Here is an 18,018-nt window from a genome sequence, read left to right on the forward strand (position 1 = left end):
CCGCCGCTGGTCGGTTCCATCCAATCACGCTAGGCAGCACCCATTCACACGGATGCCACCCAACTCCGAACACCGAAGGATCAACCGCCACAGCCTCGTTCGCCCACCGTGTATCCGTGCATCAGGACGCCCGCGGCATCAACGGTGCTCAGTCGGTGAACTCACCATTGACCACGGCGTACGCGAAACCATCCCAGCCCTTGCTGCCCACGGTCTGCAGCACGGTGGCATCGAGGCTGGGTTCGGCGGCGAGCAACTCGACCAGCTCGCGGCTGGCCTGGACGGCCGGATCATCCGAATGCTCGTCGGCGACAGCGCCATTGCGCACGACATTGTCGACGATGATCACCGAACCGGGACGGGTCAGGCGCAGCGCCCAGAGCACATAGTTCGAATTGTTGACCTTGTCCGCATCGATGAATACCAGATCGAACGGCTCCGGATCCTCCTCCGCCAGCACGGGCAGACTGTCCAGCGCCGCGCCCACTCGGATCTCGACCCGATCCCCGACCTCGGCCCGATCCAGATTCTCCCGCGCCACCCGCGCGTGCCGCGACTCGAATTCCAGGGTGATGACCTGGCCGTTCTTCCCCACCGCCCGCGCCAGCCAGATCGTGCTGTAGCCGCCGAGCGTGCCGATCTCGAGCACCCGTCGGGCGCCGATCGACCGCGCTAGCAGATGCAGGAACTTTCCCTGCGCCGGCGATACGTCGATCGCTGGCAGTCCGGCCGCCGCATTGGCGGCCAATGCCGTCGCGGTCGAATCCTCGCCACCCACCAGAGAGTCCACAATGTAGCTGTCCACGTCGGCCCACTCGAACGTCGTCATGCCATGAAGTCTGCCACCGCATGCGCCGATACCGGTCGAACAGGGCGCCGGCGATCGGATAGCACCGCTTTTGGCGAGTTCGTCCGCCGCCTGACCTGGGTCACCGCTCAGCAACTCGATCCCCTTCGCATGGTGGCACCGGCGGCGGTGCCGTGTTCCGGGGTGACGAATGCTCCGCCCCCAACGCCGGGACCGGCCTTACGATGTCGAGCCGCTACCCGGCAACCAGCCCTTCCGTTCGCGGTAGTCAGAACAGGAAGTAGCGCTGGGCCATGGGCAATTCGGTGGCGGGCTGCTCGGTCCAGACCTCGCCGTCGATGCGCACGGTGAAGGTATCCGGATCGACTTCGATCCGTGGCATGGCGTCATTGTTCGGCATATCCGTCTTGGTGACGCGGCGAACGTTCGCCACCGGGACCAGTTTTCGGCGCAGGCCCAAGCGGTCGCCGAGGCGGTCCTCGATGGCCTGCTCGGAGACGAAGTGCAACGAAGTGGCGGCGGCCGCCAGCGGTGCGGCACCGAACATCGGGCGCGGTAGCACCGGCTGTGGGGTGGGGATCGAGGCGTTGGCATCGCCCATCGCGGCCCAGGCGATCGCGCCGCCCTTGAGGACGGCATGCGGGCGGACGCCGAAGAACGCGGGATCCCACAGCACGAGGTCTGCCAGCTTACCGACCTCCACCGAACCGATTTCGTGGTCGAGTCCGTGGGCAACGGCCGGGCAGATGGTGTATTTCGCGACATAGCGCCGCACGCGAGCGTTATCGGCGGCGCCGTCACCGGCCAGCGCGCCGCGGCGGCGCTTCATGACGTGCGCGGTCTGCCAGGTGCGCATGACGACCTCGCCGATGCGGCCCATGGCCTGGGAGTCGCTGCCGATCATGGAGATCGCACCGAAATCGTGCAGCAGATCCTCGGCGGCGATGGTGGAGGGGCGAATTCGACTCTCCGCGAAGGCGAGATCCTCCGGAATGGACGCACTGAGGTGGTGGCACACCATGAGCATGTCCAGATGCTCGTCCAGGGTATTGACCGTATGCGGACGGGTCGGGTTGGTCGAACTCGGCAGCACATTGAGATGTGCGGCGACGGTGATGATGTCGGGTGCGTGCCCGCCGCCCGCACCCTCGGTGTGATAGGCGTGGATGCCGCGGCCCGCGATGGCGCCGAGCGTGTCCTCGACGAATCCGGCTTCGTTCAGGGTGTCCGAGTGCAGCGCCACCTGCACGCCCGCCGCATCGGCGACGGTGAGGCACGCATCGATTGCGGCGGGAGTGGAACCCCAGTCCTCGTGCAGCTTGAAACCCGCCGCGCCACCGCGCAATTGCTCCCACATGGCTTCGGCGCTGACGGTATTGCCCTTGCCGAGCAACACAATATTCATCGGCCAGGCGTCGGTGGCCTCCAACATCCGGGCCAGATGCCAGGATCCGGGCGTCACGGTCGTCGCTTTGCTGCCCTCGGCCGGACCGGTGCCGCCGCCGATCAAGGTGGTGATGCCGCCGCCGAGCGCCTCGTCCATCAGCTGTGGACAGATGAAGTGCACATGACAGTCGATGGCACCCGCGGTGAGGATGCGGCCGTTGCCCGCGATGATCTCGGTATTCGGGCCGACCACCAGATCCGGGTGTACCCCGTTCATCGTGTCCGGATTGCCCGCCTTGCCGATCGCGCAGATGCGGCCGTCGCGAATTCCGACATCGGCCTTGATGATTCCCCAGTGATCGATGATGACCACGCCGGTGATAACGGTGTCGGGGGTGCCATCGGCACGGGTCGCGCGGGCCTGGCCCATGGATTCGCGCAGCACCTTACCGCCGCCGAAGACGGCCTCATCGCCCGCGAGTCCCGGTCCGCCGCTGCGGTCCTCGGTGATCTCGATCAGCAGATCAGTATCCGCCAGGCGAATTCGGTCGCCGGTCGTCGGGCCGAACAGTTCGGCGTAGCGCGCGCGGCTCAGCTCGGTCATGACGCACCATCCAAGTGTCCGGGAGGATTCAGGCTGATGCCGTGCACCTCGCGCGTGCCGCCGAGCGAAACCAGCGAAACCCGTTGGCCGAGACCGGGTTCGAAGCGCACCGCGGTACCGGCGGGAATATCGAGCCGCCGTCCGTGGGCGGCCTCCCGATCGAACCGCAGCGCGGCATTGGCCTGCGGGAAATGCACATGGCTGCCGACCTGGACCGGCCGGTCTCCGGTATTCAGGACAACGAGCTCGATGCGGTCCGCGCCCGTGTTCAACTCGATAGTGCCCTCGGCGCAGAGATATTCACCAGGAATCATGGCCGCACTACCCGATCGGATGGTGGACGGTGACCAGCTTGGTGCCATCCGGGAAGGTGGCCTCGACCTGCACGTCGTGGATCATCTCCGGCACCCCCTCCATCACATCGGCACGGGTGAGGACCGTTCGCCCCGAGGACATCAGCTCTGCGACGGTGCGCCCGTCGCGCGCACCCTCGAGCACGTGATCGGTGATCAACGCGACCGCCTCCGGATGATTCAGTTTGAGCCCACGCGCCTGCCTGCGCCGGGCCAGTTCGGCCGCGTAGCTCAGCAGCAGCCGTTCCTGCTCATGCGGCGACAGTCGCATCCGGGCTCCTCGCGCTCGTGGATCGGGGTGACGGTAATTCTGGCACGCCCGTTCCGGGGGTGCCGATCAATCCCGGGCGGGCAGGTTCTGCAGTCGCACCTGGCCGCGCGCCACCGTGCGACCCTCGTCATCGGTCAGCACTACCTGCCACAGCTGCTGCAACCGGCCGCGGTGCAGCGGCGTCGCCTCACCGACGACCTTGCCCTCGCGGACCGAACGCAGGAAGTCGGTGTTGTTGTTCACCCCGACCACGGTGCCGTTATTGCCCTGGGCGTTGTACCAGACCCCGGCGCCGACGCTGGCCAGTGTTTCGACGATCGTGCAATACACGCCACCGTTGACAATGCCCGCCAGCTGCAGCAGCTGCGGACCCGCGGTCAGCTGGCCGCGCACCCGATCAGGTGTGACCTCGGTGAATTCGAGACCGATCAGATCGGTGAAGGTGTTCTTGCTGAGCTCGGTCATCAGCTCGGGCGTCACCTCGGCCAGCGACTTGATCTGGGCAACTTGCTGCTGTGTCATGCATTCACCTTGACACAGGACATTCGAGCCCTCGCACGACGGCCAGGTCCCGGCGTTCGCTCGCCGAGGCAGAGCGGCGGGCCCCACACGCACGTGGAGCCCGCCGCGGCAGTGGATCGTGGGTTCACGGCAGCCCTCCGGAACACTCGGCCGATCCGAACGCCGAATTCATTATAGGTTAGGCGTACCTAAGTCGGCAAATCCTGGCCATGCCGCTCAGTCCCGACGTGCCGCATTCGATCGAGGCCGTTCGGACGACCAAACACTTTCCGCCGGAACCCATTCCACGCGAGCACCGACAACCGCTGTTCCGATGCGGCATTACCGAACCAGGCAACCCACCACCCGTCGCACCGGCAAACCACGCTCTTCCAGCGCCGACAGCAACCCCTCACCCCGGCGCGCACCGACCACCGAATCCGTCCGCGCCAGGTCTGGCACGTAAGTGGCCGCGCCGACAATGGATTCGCCGACCAGCGACCAGAATCGGCGTTCACCCAGCTCCGCGCAACCCGCCAATGTTCGCTGGATCAACCGCAACGACGGCTCGCAGCGATGCGCGAGCCAGACATACACGGCCTGCTCGCACGGCAATGTCACCACCCCGGCCGAGCCCACCAGCCGATCACCATCGAGGACGCGAATCGTGGTGTCCGCCAGGCCCGCCCAGTCGATGCCACCGTCGTTGTCAGTATGGATCCACAGATTCTCGAGGCCCGGATCCCAGACCCGCCCCTCGGCCACCAGCAGCGCGACCACCCGGCCGATCACCGCGTGGATCAACGCGGTCGCCACCACCTCGGCGGCGGTGTCGGCACTGATCATCTCCGCGGCGTGCCGCCGGTACATCAGCTCGATCCGCCCCTCGCGCAATCCGTCGGCGAGCCGCCACCAGCGCCGTTTGCCCTGTTCGGACATGGCGGCCACCGCATATACCCGCGGATGTTCGGGTTGCAAGGAGCGCAATCTGGCACAGGCGCTACCGAATGCCACCTGGGGCTGGCGAGGCATGTACGTCGTGACTGGCTCGGACATCGAACCTCCTCGGGTCGGCTCCGTGATGGGTCGGATCGGAAAGATAGGTTAGGCTTACCAGACCTAGCAACCGGACACCAGATTTCGAGTCAGGAGTAGTTCGTCGCCGTGACGGCATCAAGCACCATCGCGCCGGGCGCGCGACGAGCGAATACGACGCGCCGTCGTCGGCTCGGACTCGTTGCCCTGACCGCGCTGCTCCTGCTCGCCACCGTGGCCAGCATTACCATCGGCACCCGATCCCTGTCCCCCGGCACCGTCTACGACGCCGTGCACCATGCGCTCATCTGCCAGGGCGGGCCGTTCGCCTGTCCCGCTGGCTCGACCGCAGAAGAGATCGTGCGCGGACTTCGCTTGCCGCGCACCGCACTTGCGCTGGTCACCGGGCTCGCGCTGGGAATCGCGGGTGCGCTGATCCAGGGCTATACCCGCAACCCACTCGCCGACGCGGGCCTGCTCGGCTTGAATGCGGGCGCGGCCGTTCTTGCGGCACTGAGCATCTATTTGTTCGCGCTGACCGCACCTGAGCAGTACATCTGGTTCGCCTTCGCGGGAGCGCTGATCGCGGGGCTGGCGGTGTTCGGTGCGTCCGCGATCGGCGGCGGCAAGGCGAGTCCGCTCAGCTTGGTATTGGCCGGCGCCGCGGTGACCGCATTCCTGCAGGCGCTGACGAATGCCATTGTGCTCATGGACAATGCCGCGCTGGACACCTACCGATTCTGGGTGGTCGGCACCGTGAACGGGCGCGATGCCGAGGTGTTCTGGCAGGTATTGCCGTTCTTGGCGATCGGCGTGGTACTGGCCGTGGCGGCTGCGCCGGGCCTGAATCTGCTGAGCCTCGGCGACGAGGTCGCGCGCGGGCTCGGGGTGCATATCGGACGCAGCCGGGCGCTCGGGCTGGCCGCAATCGTCTTGCTGTGCGGTGCCGCGACAGCGGCGGTCGGTCCGATCGCATTCATCGGGCTGATAGTGCCGCATATCGCCAGGGTCGTCACCGGTCCCGACTATCGCTGGCTGATCCCGTACTCCGGACTGCTCGGCGCTTTACTGTTGCTGGTCGCCGATGTGGTCGGGCGCATTGTGGCGCGGCCGGGCGAGTTACAGGTCGGCGTGATGATCTCCGCCCTGGGCGCACCGTTCTTCATTCTGCTCGTTCGTCGCAAGAAGCTGGTGAGCCTGTGAGCGAACGAACCGTCGACACAGTCGAACAACCCTCGGTGATGGCGCAGCCGAGCGCCGACGAGGCGCGGTCATGAGCGAACGAACCGTCCAGCACCGCGCGCATCCGCGCACAGCAGAGTTTGGCACCGACGAGGCGGAGTCGAACGACACCGCGACCGGATGCGACCGGATGCGGTCGGCGGCACCGTTGCGCCGCATCCGCCCCGCCCTGCGCCTGGGCCCGGTGTCGATTTTGCTGCGCCCTGCCATGGCGCTCGTGGTTCTCGCGCTCGCCGCGACGGTACTCACACTGTTCTGCCTCGATATCGCATTCGGTGACACCCACATTCCGGTCGGCCGGGTATTGGAGGTGCTCAGCGGCGGCGGCACCCGATCCCAGCGCTTCATCGTGCTGGAGTCCCGATTGCCGCGCGCGCTCACCGCCGCGGTTGTCGGCGCCGCACTCGGCATCGCGGGCGCGATCACCCAATCGATCCTGCACAACCCGCTGGCCGCACCGGATATGCTCGGCATCACCACCGGCTCCAGCCTCGGCGCCGTCGCGGTGCTGGTCGGAACCGGCGGCGCGACAACGGGAATCGCCGCGAGCATCGGGGCTCCGCTGGCAGCGCTGACCGGTGGTCTGCTCACCGCGATCGTGATCTACCTGCTCGCCTGGGGCCGCAGCGTGACCGGTGACCGCGGCGTCACGCCGATGCGCCTGGTGCTGATCGGGATCGGTGTGAACGCGTTGTTGTTGTCCGGCATCAGCTTTCTGCTCACCCGCGCCAGCCTGCAGGACGCCGCCCGCGCCCAACTCTGGCTCAATGGCTCACTCAACAGCGCGGACCGGACCGAACTCGCCCCGGCCGCATCGGCATTGGCCGTGGTGGTCGTCGTCGCGGTGGGTTCCGCGAGAACCCTTGCCGCACTGCGTCTCGGCACCGATACCACCCGGATACTCGGCGTGCGGATCCAGACCCAGCAGACGATTTTGATCGGCGCGGCCGTCGTCGCCGCGTCCGTCGCGACCGCGGCCGTCGGTCCGGTCACCTTTGTGGCGCTCGCCGCACCGCAGATCGCGCGCCGGCTGCTGCGAACTCCCGGCGAACCGCTCATCGGCTCGGCGCTCATCGGTGCCATCCTGGTAGTCGGCGCGGATGTGGCCTCGCGCACGCTCTTTCCGGTCGATCTGCCGGTCGGTGTCGTGACCGCCGCCTTCGGCGGACCGTTCCTGCTGTACCTGCTCGTGCGTATGAATCGGAAGGCGACCCTGTCATGACCAGCGATACGCGGCTCTCCGCACGGGAAGTCACCCTCGGCTACGGCGACCGCGTCATCGTCGACGGACTCGATATCGATATCGCCCCCGGCATCGTCACCACCGTCATCGGCCCGAACGGCTGCGGCAAGTCGACCATGCTGCGCTCGCTCGGCCGCCTGCTGCGTCCGCGTCAGGGCCGAATCCTCTTGGACGGCAAGGCGATTTCGACGATGAAGACCAAAGATGTGGCACGGATCATCGGTATGCTCCCGCAGTCGCCGGTCGCGCCCGAGGGACTCACGGTCGCGGATCTCGTCGCGCGCGGGCGTCATCCACATCAGTCCTGGATCCGGCAGTGGTCGGCCACCGACGAGGCCGAGGTCATGTCCGCACTCGCGGCGACCGGCATCGCCGACCTGGCCGATCGCTCACTCGACGAGTTGTCCGGCGGTCAGCGCCAGCGCGCCTGGATTTCGATGGCACTGGCCCAGGGCACCGACATCCTGCTGCTCGACGAGCCGACCACCTACCTCGACCTCGCACATTCGGTCGAGGTCCTGGACCTGATCGACCGGCTGCACGACGACCTCGGCCGCACCGTCGTGATGGTGCTGCACGATCTCAACCTGGCCATTCGCTACAGCGACCGACTCATCGTCATGCGCGACGGACGCATTGTCGCTCAGGGCGCGCCCGCCGACATCATCGATGCCGCGCTGCTGCGCGAGGTCTTCGATCTCGACGCCTCGATACTCGAGGATCCGGTCTCCGGCCGTCCGATGGTCGTGCCCATCGGAACCCGGCATGTTTTGCCCGGGTATGACAAATGACACACCAGCTATCCAGCAGTTACGACGGGGTGTAGTACGCAATTGCGTCGTTGAGTCCGTAAACTTGTGGAATGGCAGGACTTGGTGAACTCGAGAAAGCGGTCATGGACCAACTGTGGTCCAGTGACGAGCCGCAGACCGTACGGCAGGTACACGAGGCTTTGGCCGCCCGCCGTGAGCTCGCGTACACCACGGTGATGACGGTGCTGCAACGGCTGGCGAAGAAGAACCTGGTGGTTCAGCGCCGCGACGACCGCGCCCACCGTTACGCGCCGGTGCACACCCGCGACGAACTGGTGGCCAGCTTGATGGTCGACGCACTGCAGCAGGCCGATGCGGCGGGCAGCCGCGCGGCGGCGCTGGTGCACTTCGTCGAACAGGTCGGTAGGGACGATACGGACGCGTTGCGAGAAGCACTCGCTAAGCTCGAGGCATCCGAAGATACTGCGCCACCGAAGCAGTAGTCTTGGGATCCTGGCCTCACAATGAGGTGAGTGCCCTGGCCCCACAACGCAGTGAGCTGAGTCGATGAACGCAACCGCGCCGGTCTTCGCCGGTCTCGCTTTGCTTCTCGCGGGGCCTGCCCCAGCGCTGCTGAGCCGCGCGACCTGGCCGTACCGGACGCCGCGCGCCGCGCTGGTGTTGTGGCAGGCCATCGCGCTCGCCGCCGTGCTCAGCGCGTTCGGCTCGGGCCTGGCCATCGCCGCTCAATTACTCGTTCCCGGACCGGATGGTCGCCCGACCACCTCCCCGGCCCGGGAAATCGATGCGCTCGGACTGCCGCTGTGGCTGGCCTACGTCTTCGTCTTCGCGCTGACCCTGCTGGTCGGCGCGCGGCTGATGTACGCGATCGTGCGGGTCGGCGTGCACACCCGCAGACGCCGGGCGCGTCACCGCATGCTCGTCGATCTGCTCGACCAGAGCGGACCGCAGCGCCGCGCGGCCGACATCCGGGTGCTCGCCTCGACCGAACCGATCGCCTACTGTCTGCCCGGCCTGCGCCAGCGGGTCGTGCTGAGCGAAGGCACGCTGACCAGCCTGCAGGACGCCGAGGTCACCGCCATCGTCAGCCATGAGCGCTCGCATCTGCGCGCCCGGCACGACCTGGTGCTCGAGGCGTTCACCGCGGTGCACGAGGCCTTCCCCCGGGTAGTGCGCAGCAAAGCCGCGCTCGGCTCGGTGAAACTGCTGATCGAACTGCTCGCCGACGATTCGGCAGTGAAGGTGACCGGCCCGAAGCCGCTGGCCCGCGCGCTGGTCGCCTGCGCCAAATCGACCGCTCCGCAGGGCGCGCTCGCCGCAGGCGGGCCGACCACCTTGATCCGCATCCAACGCCTGGGTGGACGGATCGGCGATATTCGAGTCGCCGCGGCGGCGTATCTGGGGTCAGCGGCCATCCTGGTGGTCCCGACCATGGCAGTGGCGGTACCCTGGCTGGTCGAACTGGATCGACTGCTGCGTAACTGATTCCTCCGGTTCTCCCCGATACACCCGGTCCTACCGCATCCCGATGATCGGGCCCAACCATCTCGGCGGCACCACACGTGCCCGGATCCGCCCGCGCCGAGACATGAAAGGCACACAACCCCGTTGACCTCCTCCACCCCTGCCACCACCTTCGCGGATCTGGGCCTACCCGCCGTGCTCGTCCAGGCGCTGCGCCGTGACGGCATCGAGACGCCGTTCCCGATCCAGGCCGCGACCGCGACCGATGCGCTGGCGGGTAAGGATGTGCTCGGGCGCGGCCCCACCGGTTCCGGCAAGACCCTGGCCTTCGGACTGCCGATGCTCGCCCTGCTCACCGGCGCCCAAGCCAAGCCGGGCCGTCCACGCGGTCTGGTGCTGGTGCCGACCCGCGAACTGGCGGCCCAGATCGAAAAGGCGCTGGAGAATGCGGCATTGTCACTCGGGCTGCGGGTCGCCTCGGTGGTCGGCGGCGCACCGATCAAGCGGCAGGCCGACCGGCTCGCGCGCGGAGTCGACCTGCTCATCGCCACGCCGGGGCGGCTCGAGGATCTGATCAACCAGCGCTCCGCCGACCTGTCCGATGTGCGGATCACCGCACTGGACGAGGCCGACCACATGGCCGATATGGGCTTTCTGCCGCAGGTCACCAAGTTGCTCGACCGGACGCCGAAGGATGGTCAGCGCCTGCTGTTTTCGGCCACCCTCGACGGTGAGGTCGACAAGCTGGTCAAGCGCTATCTGCGCGCTCCCGTCACCCATTCCACGGCACCGCCGTCGGCCTCGGTCGCGACGATGTCGCATCATCTGCTGTATCTGCGCAAGACCGATAAGCGCGAGATCACCGCACAGATCGCCGCCCGCGACGGGCTGACCATCATGTTCGTACGCACCAAACACGGTGCCGACCGGCTCGCCAAGCAGTTGCGTGCGACCGGAATCGCCGCGGGTGCGCTGCACGGCGGAAAGGCACAGAACAACCGTGTGCGGACGCTGGCCGCATTCGCCGACGGCACGACACCGGTGCTGGTGACCACCGATGTGGCCGCGCGCGGCATCCACGTGGACGGGATTTCCCTTGTCGTGCACGTGGATCCACCCGCGGAATCCAAGGCGTACCTGCATCGCGCGGGCCGTACCGCCCGCGCCGGTGAGGACGGCGTCGTCGTCACGCTGGTCACCGAGCAGGAGCGCGCCGAGGTCGAGAAGATGACCCGCAAGGCGGGCGTCGATGTGGACGGAGTGCAGGTCCGTCCTGGCGATCGGCGGCTGATCCAGATCACCGGCGCGAAACAGCCGTCCGGTGTGCCGATCGTCGCGGCCGCCTCGGCGGTCACGGTGGGCGACGAGGGTGAGTTGACGGTCGGCAAGCCGAGCCGTCGGTCGGGTGGTGCGGGATCCGGCGGTCGTGGCCGCGCACGCTCGGGCGGTGCGGGCTCAGCTGGTGTCGGGCGGCGTAGTGCCGGTTCGAACGGTCGTGCCGGTGGTGCGCAGAAGTCCTCGGGTGGTTCGCCCAACTCCACCGCGACGTCAGGGCGACGCGGTGCCGGAACTTCGGGTCGCGGATCGACGGCTACCCCTGCCACGGGGCGGACCGCGGGTGCGGCCGCACCGGGCCGTGGCACCGGCGCGGCGAAGACGGCTCCGGGTCGGACCACGAGCGCGGCATCGGCCGCGCCGGGTCGGGCTGCCGGATCGACGAAGGCGGCCACGACACGTGCAGCCGGATCTAGCTCTGCCGCGCGCGGCGCGGCCACCAGCCATGGCACGGGGACTCCTTCCGGTCGCGGTACCTCCGGTCGCACCGCCGCGACCAGCGGCGACACGCCTGGGCGTACGCGTCGACGCGCCGGGCGAGCGCAGGGGGTGCCCAGCAGCCGCAATCGCGGAGCAAACTGACCAGGTGGCGAACAATCAGGTCGGCGCGGTCATCTGCGCACTGATCGCGGCATTGCTCTTCGCGGTGGCCGCGGTCGCGCAGCAGCATGCGGCGGCCGCGGTTCCGGAGAACGAGTCGCTCATGCGCTCGCTGTTGCGCAGTCCGCGCTGGTGGGCCGGAATCGTCGGCGACACCGGCGGTTACGCGATGCAGGTCGCCGCACTCGCCCAGGGTGCGGTGTTGCTAGTGCAACCGATTCTGGTGAGCATGCTGGTCTTTGCGCTGCCACTCTCCGCCCGGCTCAACCACCGCCGCATCACCGGGCGCACCTGGGGGACCGCCATCGCCCTCGCCACAGCCCTCGCCTGCTTCTTGATCATCGGAGATCCCACCGAGGGCAATACCAATGCGCCCCTGCGTGATTGGATCCCGCCGCTGGCGGTCCTGCTCGGTCTGGCTGTGGTGGCCGTCGTCATCGCCCTCGAGACCACCAACCCGACCCGCCGGGCACTCCTGTTCGGCACTGTCGGCGGTGCACTGTTCGGGCTGGCCGCCGCACTCACCGACTATGTAACCGAACTCTTCGACGGCGGCCTCATCCACGTGCTGGGCAGTTGGCAGACCTGGGCCCTGGTCGCCTCCGGCATCATCGGCCTCTACCTCCAGCAACGCGCCTACCAATCCGGCCCCCTGGTCGCATCCTTGCCCGCCGTCACCATCGCAGAGCCCCTGGCCGCCGCCTTCATCGGCATCACCGTCCTCGACGAACGCCTCCGCACAACCCACCTCGGCCTCGCCGCCATCACCGTCGCCGTAATCATCATGTGCGCGACCACAATCCAACTCTCCCGCGTCCAAGCCGAGCCATAACGCACGAATCAAGATCAGGTGGCAACCATGGCGGCATCGGCCGAGAGGGCCCCGACACCAGTGCCACCTGATCTTGATTCCGATGTCGCGCCCCGTGTTTCGCGGGGGCGGGGGTGGGATGCTGGGTGATTGCGTGGGAGGGTGGGGTACCGGTTAGAATCGGTTAAGTGCAGTTTCTCGCTGGTCATCAGCCGCCGTACGACCTGACTTACGACGACCTGTTTCTCGTGCCGAATCGGACGGATGTCGCGTCACGGTTCGATGTGGATCTGTCGACGGTGGACGGGTCCGGCACCACCATTCCCATCGTTGTCGCGAATATGACCGCGGTCGCCGGGCGCCGGATGGCCGAGACGGTCGCTCGTCGCGGCGGCATCGTCGTACTCCCGCAGGATCTCCCGATCGCCGCAGCATCGGAAACCATCGCGTTCGTCAAGAGTCGCTCGCTTACCGCCGATACCCCGGTCACGCTGGATCCGCAGCGTTCGGTCTCCGAGGCCGTCGCACTGATGCACAAGCGCGCCCACGGCGCGGTGGTGGTCGTCGACAGCGGTAAGCCGGTCGGCGTGGTCACCGAGGCGTCCTGCACCGATGTCGACCGATTCGCCCGACTGCGCGATGTCGCGGTCACCGATTTCGTGCAGGCATCGGCCAGCACCTCGCCGCGCGATCTATTCGACCTGCTCGAGGCCGAGCACGCGCAACTCGCCGTACTCGTCGCCGAAGACGGCGGCCTCGCGGGCGTAATGACCCGCACCGGAGCCATCCGAGCCGGGATCTACCAGCCCAATGTCGACGCCGACAACCAGCTGCGCGTCGCCACCGCGGTCGGTATCAACGGCGACGTGGCGGCCAGGGCCAAGGCACTCGTCGACGCCGGGGCAGACCTGCTCGTCATCGATACCGCACACGGCCACCAGGCCAAAATGCTCGAAACCCTCAGCGCCATCCACGATCTCGGTCTCGGTGTACCGCTGGTCGCGGGCAATGTGGTCTCCGCGGAGGGCACCCGTGATCTGGCCGCGGCCGGCGCGGACATCATCAAGGTCGGTGTCGGTCCCGGCGCCATGTGCACCACCCGGATGATGACCGGCGTCGGCCGTCCGCAATTCTCCGCAGTGGCCGAATGCGCCACCGCCGCAAAGGAACTCGGCGTGCACATCTGGGCCGACGGCGGCGTCCGGCACCCCCGCGACGTCGCGCTCGCCCTGGCCGCGGGCGCATCCAATGTGATGATCGGCTCCTGGTTCGCCGGCACCTACGAATCCCCCGGCGACCTGCGCGTGGACCGCGACGGCAATGCCTACAAGGAGAGCTTCGGCATGGCCTCCAAGCGCGCCGTGGCCGCCCGCACCGCCACCGACAGCGGCTTCGACCGCGCCCGCAAGGCGCTCTTCGAGGAGGGTATCTCCAGCTCGCGCATGCGTCTGGATCCGGAACGCCCCGGCGTCGAGGACCTCATCGACCACATCTGCTCCGGCGTCCGCAGCGCCTGCACCTACGCGGGTGCCCGCACCCTCGCCGAGTTCCACGACAAGGCGGTCCTCGGCGTCCAGTCCGCGGCGGGTTTCGCCGAAGGTCGTCCGCTCCCGAGCGGCTGGTAGCACCTCAGCAGATCACCTGAAACGACCCGTCTCACGACTGCTCGACGGCGTGACCATCGACTCAGCCGAGTCATCGACGCGCATGCGCCACGCCGCGGGCAGGCATACAACTCTCCATCCAAACCGGCCACGACGAAGCGAGTCTCACGAACGACCTGTTCACGGCCCATCTCGCATCCGAATCATCGAGGCGCATGCGCCACGCCGCGGGCGGGCATACATCCGGTGCCGAGCCCCCGCCCAAACCGGCCACGACGGAGCGAGTCTTACGAGCGAGGAGTTCGCGGCCCGTCTCGCGTCCGAGCCGTCGAAACGCATGCGACGAAGTAGCAAGTCTCGACGGCTCGGACGCGAGACACCAGGGGGCCGCGAACAGGCAGCGCCGAAGGCGCTGCCATTAGACAGAGCCGGTAGCATAGTGGTTGCCGGATTCCGGCTTCACAAACCATTTGCCGAGAGGAACAAGTTGTCACCCGCGTCCGAGGGCGCCGCACAGGAGGGCTCCTCTACCGAGCCGGGTGACAAACCCGGCGCCCTCCGTCCCACAGCCGCCCGATCCGATTCAGCTCATCGTGTGCCTCGCAGGTGGTGCTGACGATGTCCGTCGTGCTCACCGTGCTCAGCCTGATCGGCTTCATCGCCCTCACGGTTGGCACCGCATTGTTCGTTGCCGCCGAATTCTCGCTCACCGCATTGGAGCGCAGCACCGTCGAATCACATGTGCGCACGGTCGGGGACGCCCGCGCACGCATGGTCCGGCAGGCGCACACCACGTTGTCGTTCCAGCTCTCCGGAGCCCAGCTCGGTATCACCATCACCACCTTGATCACGGGGTATATCGCCGAACCCGTCCTGGCCCGACTCCTGTCGCCGCTGTTCACCGCGCTCGGTCTGAGCGCGGGTGCGGCGCAGGGCATCTCGCTGACGCTGGCGCTGCTGCTGGCCACCTCGCTGTCGATGATCTACGGCGAGCTCGTCCCGAAGAACATCGCGATATCGAAGCCGCTGGGCACCGCTCGGGTGACCGCGGGGCCGATGATCGCGTTCTCGGTCGTGTTCAAATGGATGATCCACTTCCTCAACAGCACCGCGAACTGGGTGGTCCGCCGATTGGGCGTGGAACCGGCCGAGGAGTTGCGTTCGGCGCGCTCCCCGCAGGAACTCGGATCACTGGTGCGCACGTCCGCACTGCGCGGCGCGCTGGACCACCGCACCGCGCAGCTGGTCGATCGCTCGCTGCAGTTCGGTGAGCGCAGCGCCGAGGAGTTGATGACACCTCGGGTCAAGATCGAATCCTTGGACAAGTCCGACACCATTGCCGATCTGATCGCGGCTGCCAGCCGCACCGGTTACTCCCGCTTCCCGATCATCGATGGCGATCTGGACAACACCCTCGGCGTGGTGCACGTCAAACAGGCGTTCACCCACCCGGCGAATGTCCGCAACACCATCCCGCTGCATCTGCTCGCCCGGCCGGTGCCGATCGTGCCCGCCAGCCTCGACGGCGACGAGGTGCTCGAGCGGGTGCGCGCCGACGGCATGCAGGTGGCGCTGGTGGTCGACGAATACGGCGGCACCGCGGGCATCGTCACCATGGAGGATCTTATCGAGGAGATCCTCGGCGATGTCCGCGATGAGCACGATGAAGAAGAACGCGAGGTCCGCCGAGTCGCCGACGGGTGGGACTGCTCCGGGCTGCTGCGCATCGACGAGGTCTCCCGGGCCACCGGCTACGACGCGCCCGAGGGCGAATACGAAACCCTCGGCGGTCTCGTGCTCACCCGGCTCGGCCGCATCCCGGTCACCGGTGACGTGGTGATCCTGCCGAATCCACGGTCCTCGCACCGCTATCCGAACGATGACGACGGCGGCTGGATCGCCAAGGTCGAACGGATGGACGGGCGGCGCATCGATCGGGTCCGGCTGGTCCCGGTCGCGGCCGCGGCGCTGAAGGAGAACAGCCATGGGTGATCTCCTCGGCGTCCTGCTCACGGTGGTGCTGCTGGCCTGCAACGCCTTCTTCGTCGCCGCCGAATTCGCGCTCATCTCGGCACGCCGCGACCGTCTCGAAGCGCTGGCCGCGCAGGGAAAGCGCAAGGCGGACACGGTGATCCGAGCGGGTGAGAACCTGTCCATGATGCTCGCCGCCGCACAGCTCGGCATCACCATCTGCTCGATCCTGCTCGGCCGGGTCGGCGAACCGGCGGTCGCGCATTTGCTGGAGGCGCCGTTCGAGCTGGTCGGCCTGCCTGAACAGCTGCTGCATCCGGTGGCCTTCGCCATCGCGCTGGCGATCGTGGTGATCCTGCACATTCTGTTCGGCGAGATGATTCCGAAGAATATCGCGCTGGCCGGACCGGAACGCAGTGCGCTGCTGCTGGTTCCGGTGCATCTGGTGTGGTTGCGCTTAGCGCGTCCGCTCATCGCCCTCTACAACCTGGCCGCGAATCTGTCGCTGCGCATGTTGCGGATCGAACCGAAGGATGAGCTGGAGGCGACGGTCTCCAGTGTGGAGCTCGCCGAGATGATCGGCGAATCCCGTTCGGAGGGGCTGCTCGACGAAGAGGAGCACCGCCGCCTCACCCAGGCACTCGGCACCTCCGATCGCGTCGTGGGCGATGTGATGGTGTCGCTGGCGACAACCCGCTCGGTGCCGTTGCGCGGCAATGGCACCACGCTCGGCGACATCGAATCCGCGGTCGCCGAAACCGGTTTCTCCCGGTATCCGGTGCGCGCGAGCGATGGTTCGCTGGTCGGGTATCTACATGTGAAGGATGTGCTCGACAAGGTCGCCGACGAAAGCGCCGGACCGAATACGCCCATCCCGCGCACGGATATTCGCCCGCTGCCGACGGTGAGCGCCGGTACACCCCTGTACGAGGCACTCGCCCGCTTGCGGCGCACCAACTCCCACCTCGGCCGCGTCGTGGACACCCGCGGCAATACGGTGGGCATTGTGGCGCTGGAGGATCTGGTGGAAGAGTTCGTCGGCACCGTGCGCGACGGGACGCACCGGGTGATCGAATGATCGTGCTGGCCGAGTCCGAGTGGCGGACCAGTGCCGCCGAACACCGGGCTCGGCTGGACGAGCTCGTCGGACCGTATCTCGATCGGCGCGCGGCCGGTTCCGCACATCCGGTGATCGACTTCCTGTTCACCTACTACGGACATAAGCCCGCCCAGTTGCGGCGCTGGCACCCAGGATTCGGGGTCGGTTTGGCGGGCGCGCGGGAGTACGACGGTGCTCGCGGGTATCACCGCATCGCGCCGGAGGAAACCGGCGCGGTTGCCTACACCGCCGACCCGGCATTCATTCGGCGGCGTCGCGACACCATCGAGTTCATCGCGAAACTGCTACGTGCCACGGCATCTCGCCCGGCGCAGCTGTCCTGCTTCGGCCTGCACGAGTGGGCCATGGTCTACAAAACCGATGAGATCCGCCACCAACAGGTACCGCTGCGCTTGGGCAGTCCCGGTACCGACGCGGTTATCGAATCGATGTCCTTGCGCTGCACCCACTTCGACGCCTTCCGCTTCTTCACCCCGGACGCGGTCGGCCGCAACGCGGAACCGTTGACCCGCGCCGACCAGGTCGCCCGGGAACAGCCCGGCTGCCTGCACGCCAATATGGACATCTACAAATGGGGTTTCAAGCTGACCCCGCTCATTTCGTCCGACCTATTGCTGGACTACTTCGATTTTGCCTGCGCCGCACGCGAACTCGATATGCGCGCCAGCCCTTACGACCTGACCGAGTACGGCTACGAGCCGGTTCGCATCGAAACTCCGGCGGGACGCGCCGAATACGTCCGGGCACAGTCGGCATTGGCCGAGCGGTCGACGGGACTCAGACAGTCCCTGCTCGAGGTCTGCACATCGCTGCTGACGCGCGACACCGAGGCGCTCACCGCACGCTGAGCGTCTCTGCGTATCACGCCGAGTACGTGGCATTTTCGCCAAAACCTTC

At 67.3% G+C, this 18,018-nt stretch carries 16 protein-coding genes and 1 pseudogene; 11 read left to right on the forward strand and 6 right to left on the reverse strand.

The annotated features are described in order from the left end of the window. Nucleotides 1–148 precede the first annotated feature (148 nt). The 6 genes from AB0L58_RS05370 to AB0L58_RS05395 all read right to left on the reverse strand — a co-directional run bounded on the left by AB0L58_RS05370 (nt 149) and on the right by AB0L58_RS05395 (nt 4,979). Nucleotides 149–829, reverse strand: coding sequence for an O-methyltransferase (locus tag AB0L58_RS05370; protein WP_364381425.1), 681 nt, complete (start codon nt 827–829; stop codon nt 149–151). A gap of 247 nt (nt 830–1,076) precedes the next feature. Beyond that, the gene (locus AB0L58_RS05375) at nt 1,077–2,798 is read right to left on the reverse strand and encodes an urease subunit alpha (protein WP_364381428.1); all 1,722 of its coding nucleotides are present in this window, start codon (nt 2,796–2,798) and stop codon (nt 1,077–1,079) included. Further along, nucleotides 2,795–3,112: an urease subunit beta gene (locus tag AB0L58_RS05380; protein ID WP_364381431.1), complete on the reverse strand. Its 318-nt coding sequence runs from the start codon at nt 3,110–3,112 to the stop codon at nt 2,795–2,797. Before AB0L58_RS05380 ends, AB0L58_RS05375 begins: the two co-directional genes overlap by 4 nt. 7 nt (nt 3,113–3,119) lie before the next feature. Beyond that, the gene (locus AB0L58_RS05385; protein ID WP_040689950.1) at nt 3,120–3,422 is read right to left on the reverse strand and encodes an urease subunit gamma; all 303 of its coding nucleotides are present in this window, start codon (nt 3,420–3,422) and stop codon (nt 3,120–3,122) included. Nucleotides 3,423–3,488: 66 nt separating this feature from the next. Beyond that, a complete protein-coding gene (locus AB0L58_RS05390) occupies nt 3,489–3,887 on the reverse strand; it encodes a PaaI family thioesterase (RefSeq protein WP_364381787.1) in 399 nt (132 codons plus the stop codon). Nucleotides 3,888–4,265: 378 nt separating this feature from the next. After that, nucleotides 4,266–4,979, reverse strand: a complete 714-nt coding sequence (locus AB0L58_RS05395; protein ID WP_364381434.1) for a hypothetical protein — start codon at nt 4,977–4,979, stop codon at nt 4,266–4,268. A 108-nt stretch (nt 4,980–5,087) separates the two neighbouring features. Here AB0L58_RS05395 and AB0L58_RS05400 point away from each other — a divergent pair, with 108 nt between their 5' ends. The 11 genes and pseudogenes from AB0L58_RS05400 to AB0L58_RS05450 all read left to right on the forward strand — a co-directional run bounded on the left by AB0L58_RS05400 (nt 5,088) and on the right by AB0L58_RS05450 (nt 17,969). After that, nucleotides 5,088–6,161 (forward strand): iron ABC transporter permease, encoded by a 1,074-nt coding sequence (locus tag AB0L58_RS05400; RefSeq protein WP_364381437.1) that lies wholly within the window; start codon nt 5,088–5,090, stop codon nt 6,159–6,161. 169 nt (nt 6,162–6,330) lie between these two features. After that, nucleotides 6,331–7,422, forward strand: a complete 1,092-nt coding sequence (locus AB0L58_RS05405; RefSeq protein ID WP_364381790.1) for an iron chelate uptake ABC transporter family permease subunit — start codon at nt 6,331–6,333, stop codon at nt 7,420–7,422. After that, nucleotides 7,419–8,234 (forward strand): ABC transporter ATP-binding protein, encoded by an 816-nt coding sequence (locus AB0L58_RS05410; protein ID WP_364381440.1) that lies wholly within the window; start codon nt 7,419–7,421, stop codon nt 8,232–8,234. The genes AB0L58_RS05405 and AB0L58_RS05410 overlap by 4 nt, the downstream gene beginning before the upstream one ends. Before the next feature lie 71 nt (nt 8,235–8,305). Further along, nucleotides 8,306–8,698, forward strand: a complete 393-nt coding sequence (locus AB0L58_RS05415) for a BlaI/MecI/CopY family transcriptional regulator (protein ID WP_330254691.1) — start codon at nt 8,306–8,308, stop codon at nt 8,696–8,698. 64 nt (nt 8,699–8,762) lie between these two features. After that, nucleotides 8,763–9,701, forward strand: a complete 939-nt coding sequence (locus AB0L58_RS05420; RefSeq protein ID WP_364381444.1) for a M56 family metallopeptidase — start codon at nt 8,763–8,765, stop codon at nt 9,699–9,701. Between the two features lie 123 nt (nt 9,702–9,824). Beyond that, a pseudogene (locus tag AB0L58_RS05425) lies at nt 9,825–11,003 on the forward strand (DEAD/DEAH box helicase); the annotation flags it as partial. A gap of 598 nt (nt 11,004–11,601) precedes the next feature. Next, complete coding sequence (locus AB0L58_RS05430; RefSeq protein WP_364381446.1) at nt 11,602–12,447, forward strand: DMT family transporter; 846 nt, start codon at nt 11,602–11,604, stop codon at nt 12,445–12,447. A gap of 167 nt (nt 12,448–12,614) precedes the next feature. Then, the gene (locus tag AB0L58_RS05435) at nt 12,615–14,051 is read left to right on the forward strand and encodes a GuaB1 family IMP dehydrogenase-related protein (protein ID WP_364381449.1); all 1,437 of its coding nucleotides are present in this window, start codon (nt 12,615–12,617) and stop codon (nt 14,049–14,051) included. Nucleotides 14,052–14,648: 597 nt separating this feature from the next. Then, nucleotides 14,649–16,022, forward strand: a complete 1,374-nt coding sequence (locus AB0L58_RS05440; RefSeq protein ID WP_364381452.1) for a hemolysin family protein — start codon at nt 14,649–14,651, stop codon at nt 16,020–16,022. Beyond that, entirely contained in the window at nt 16,015–17,079 is a 1,065-nt protein-coding gene (locus AB0L58_RS05445) for a hemolysin family protein (RefSeq protein ID WP_364381455.1), read from the forward strand. The genes AB0L58_RS05440 and AB0L58_RS05445 overlap by 8 nt, the downstream gene beginning before the upstream one ends. Next, nucleotides 17,076–17,969: a 3-methyladenine DNA glycosylase gene (locus tag AB0L58_RS05450; protein WP_364381458.1), complete on the forward strand. Its 894-nt coding sequence runs from the start codon at nt 17,076–17,078 to the stop codon at nt 17,967–17,969. Before AB0L58_RS05445 ends, AB0L58_RS05450 begins: the two co-directional genes overlap by 4 nt. Nucleotides 17,970–18,018: the final 49 nt, after the last annotated feature.

Origin of the sequence: Nocardia sp. NPDC052112, from assembly GCF_040680135.1 — a bacterium.
Taxonomy (GTDB): Bacteria; Actinomycetota; Actinomycetes; order Mycobacteriales; family Mycobacteriaceae; genus Nocardia.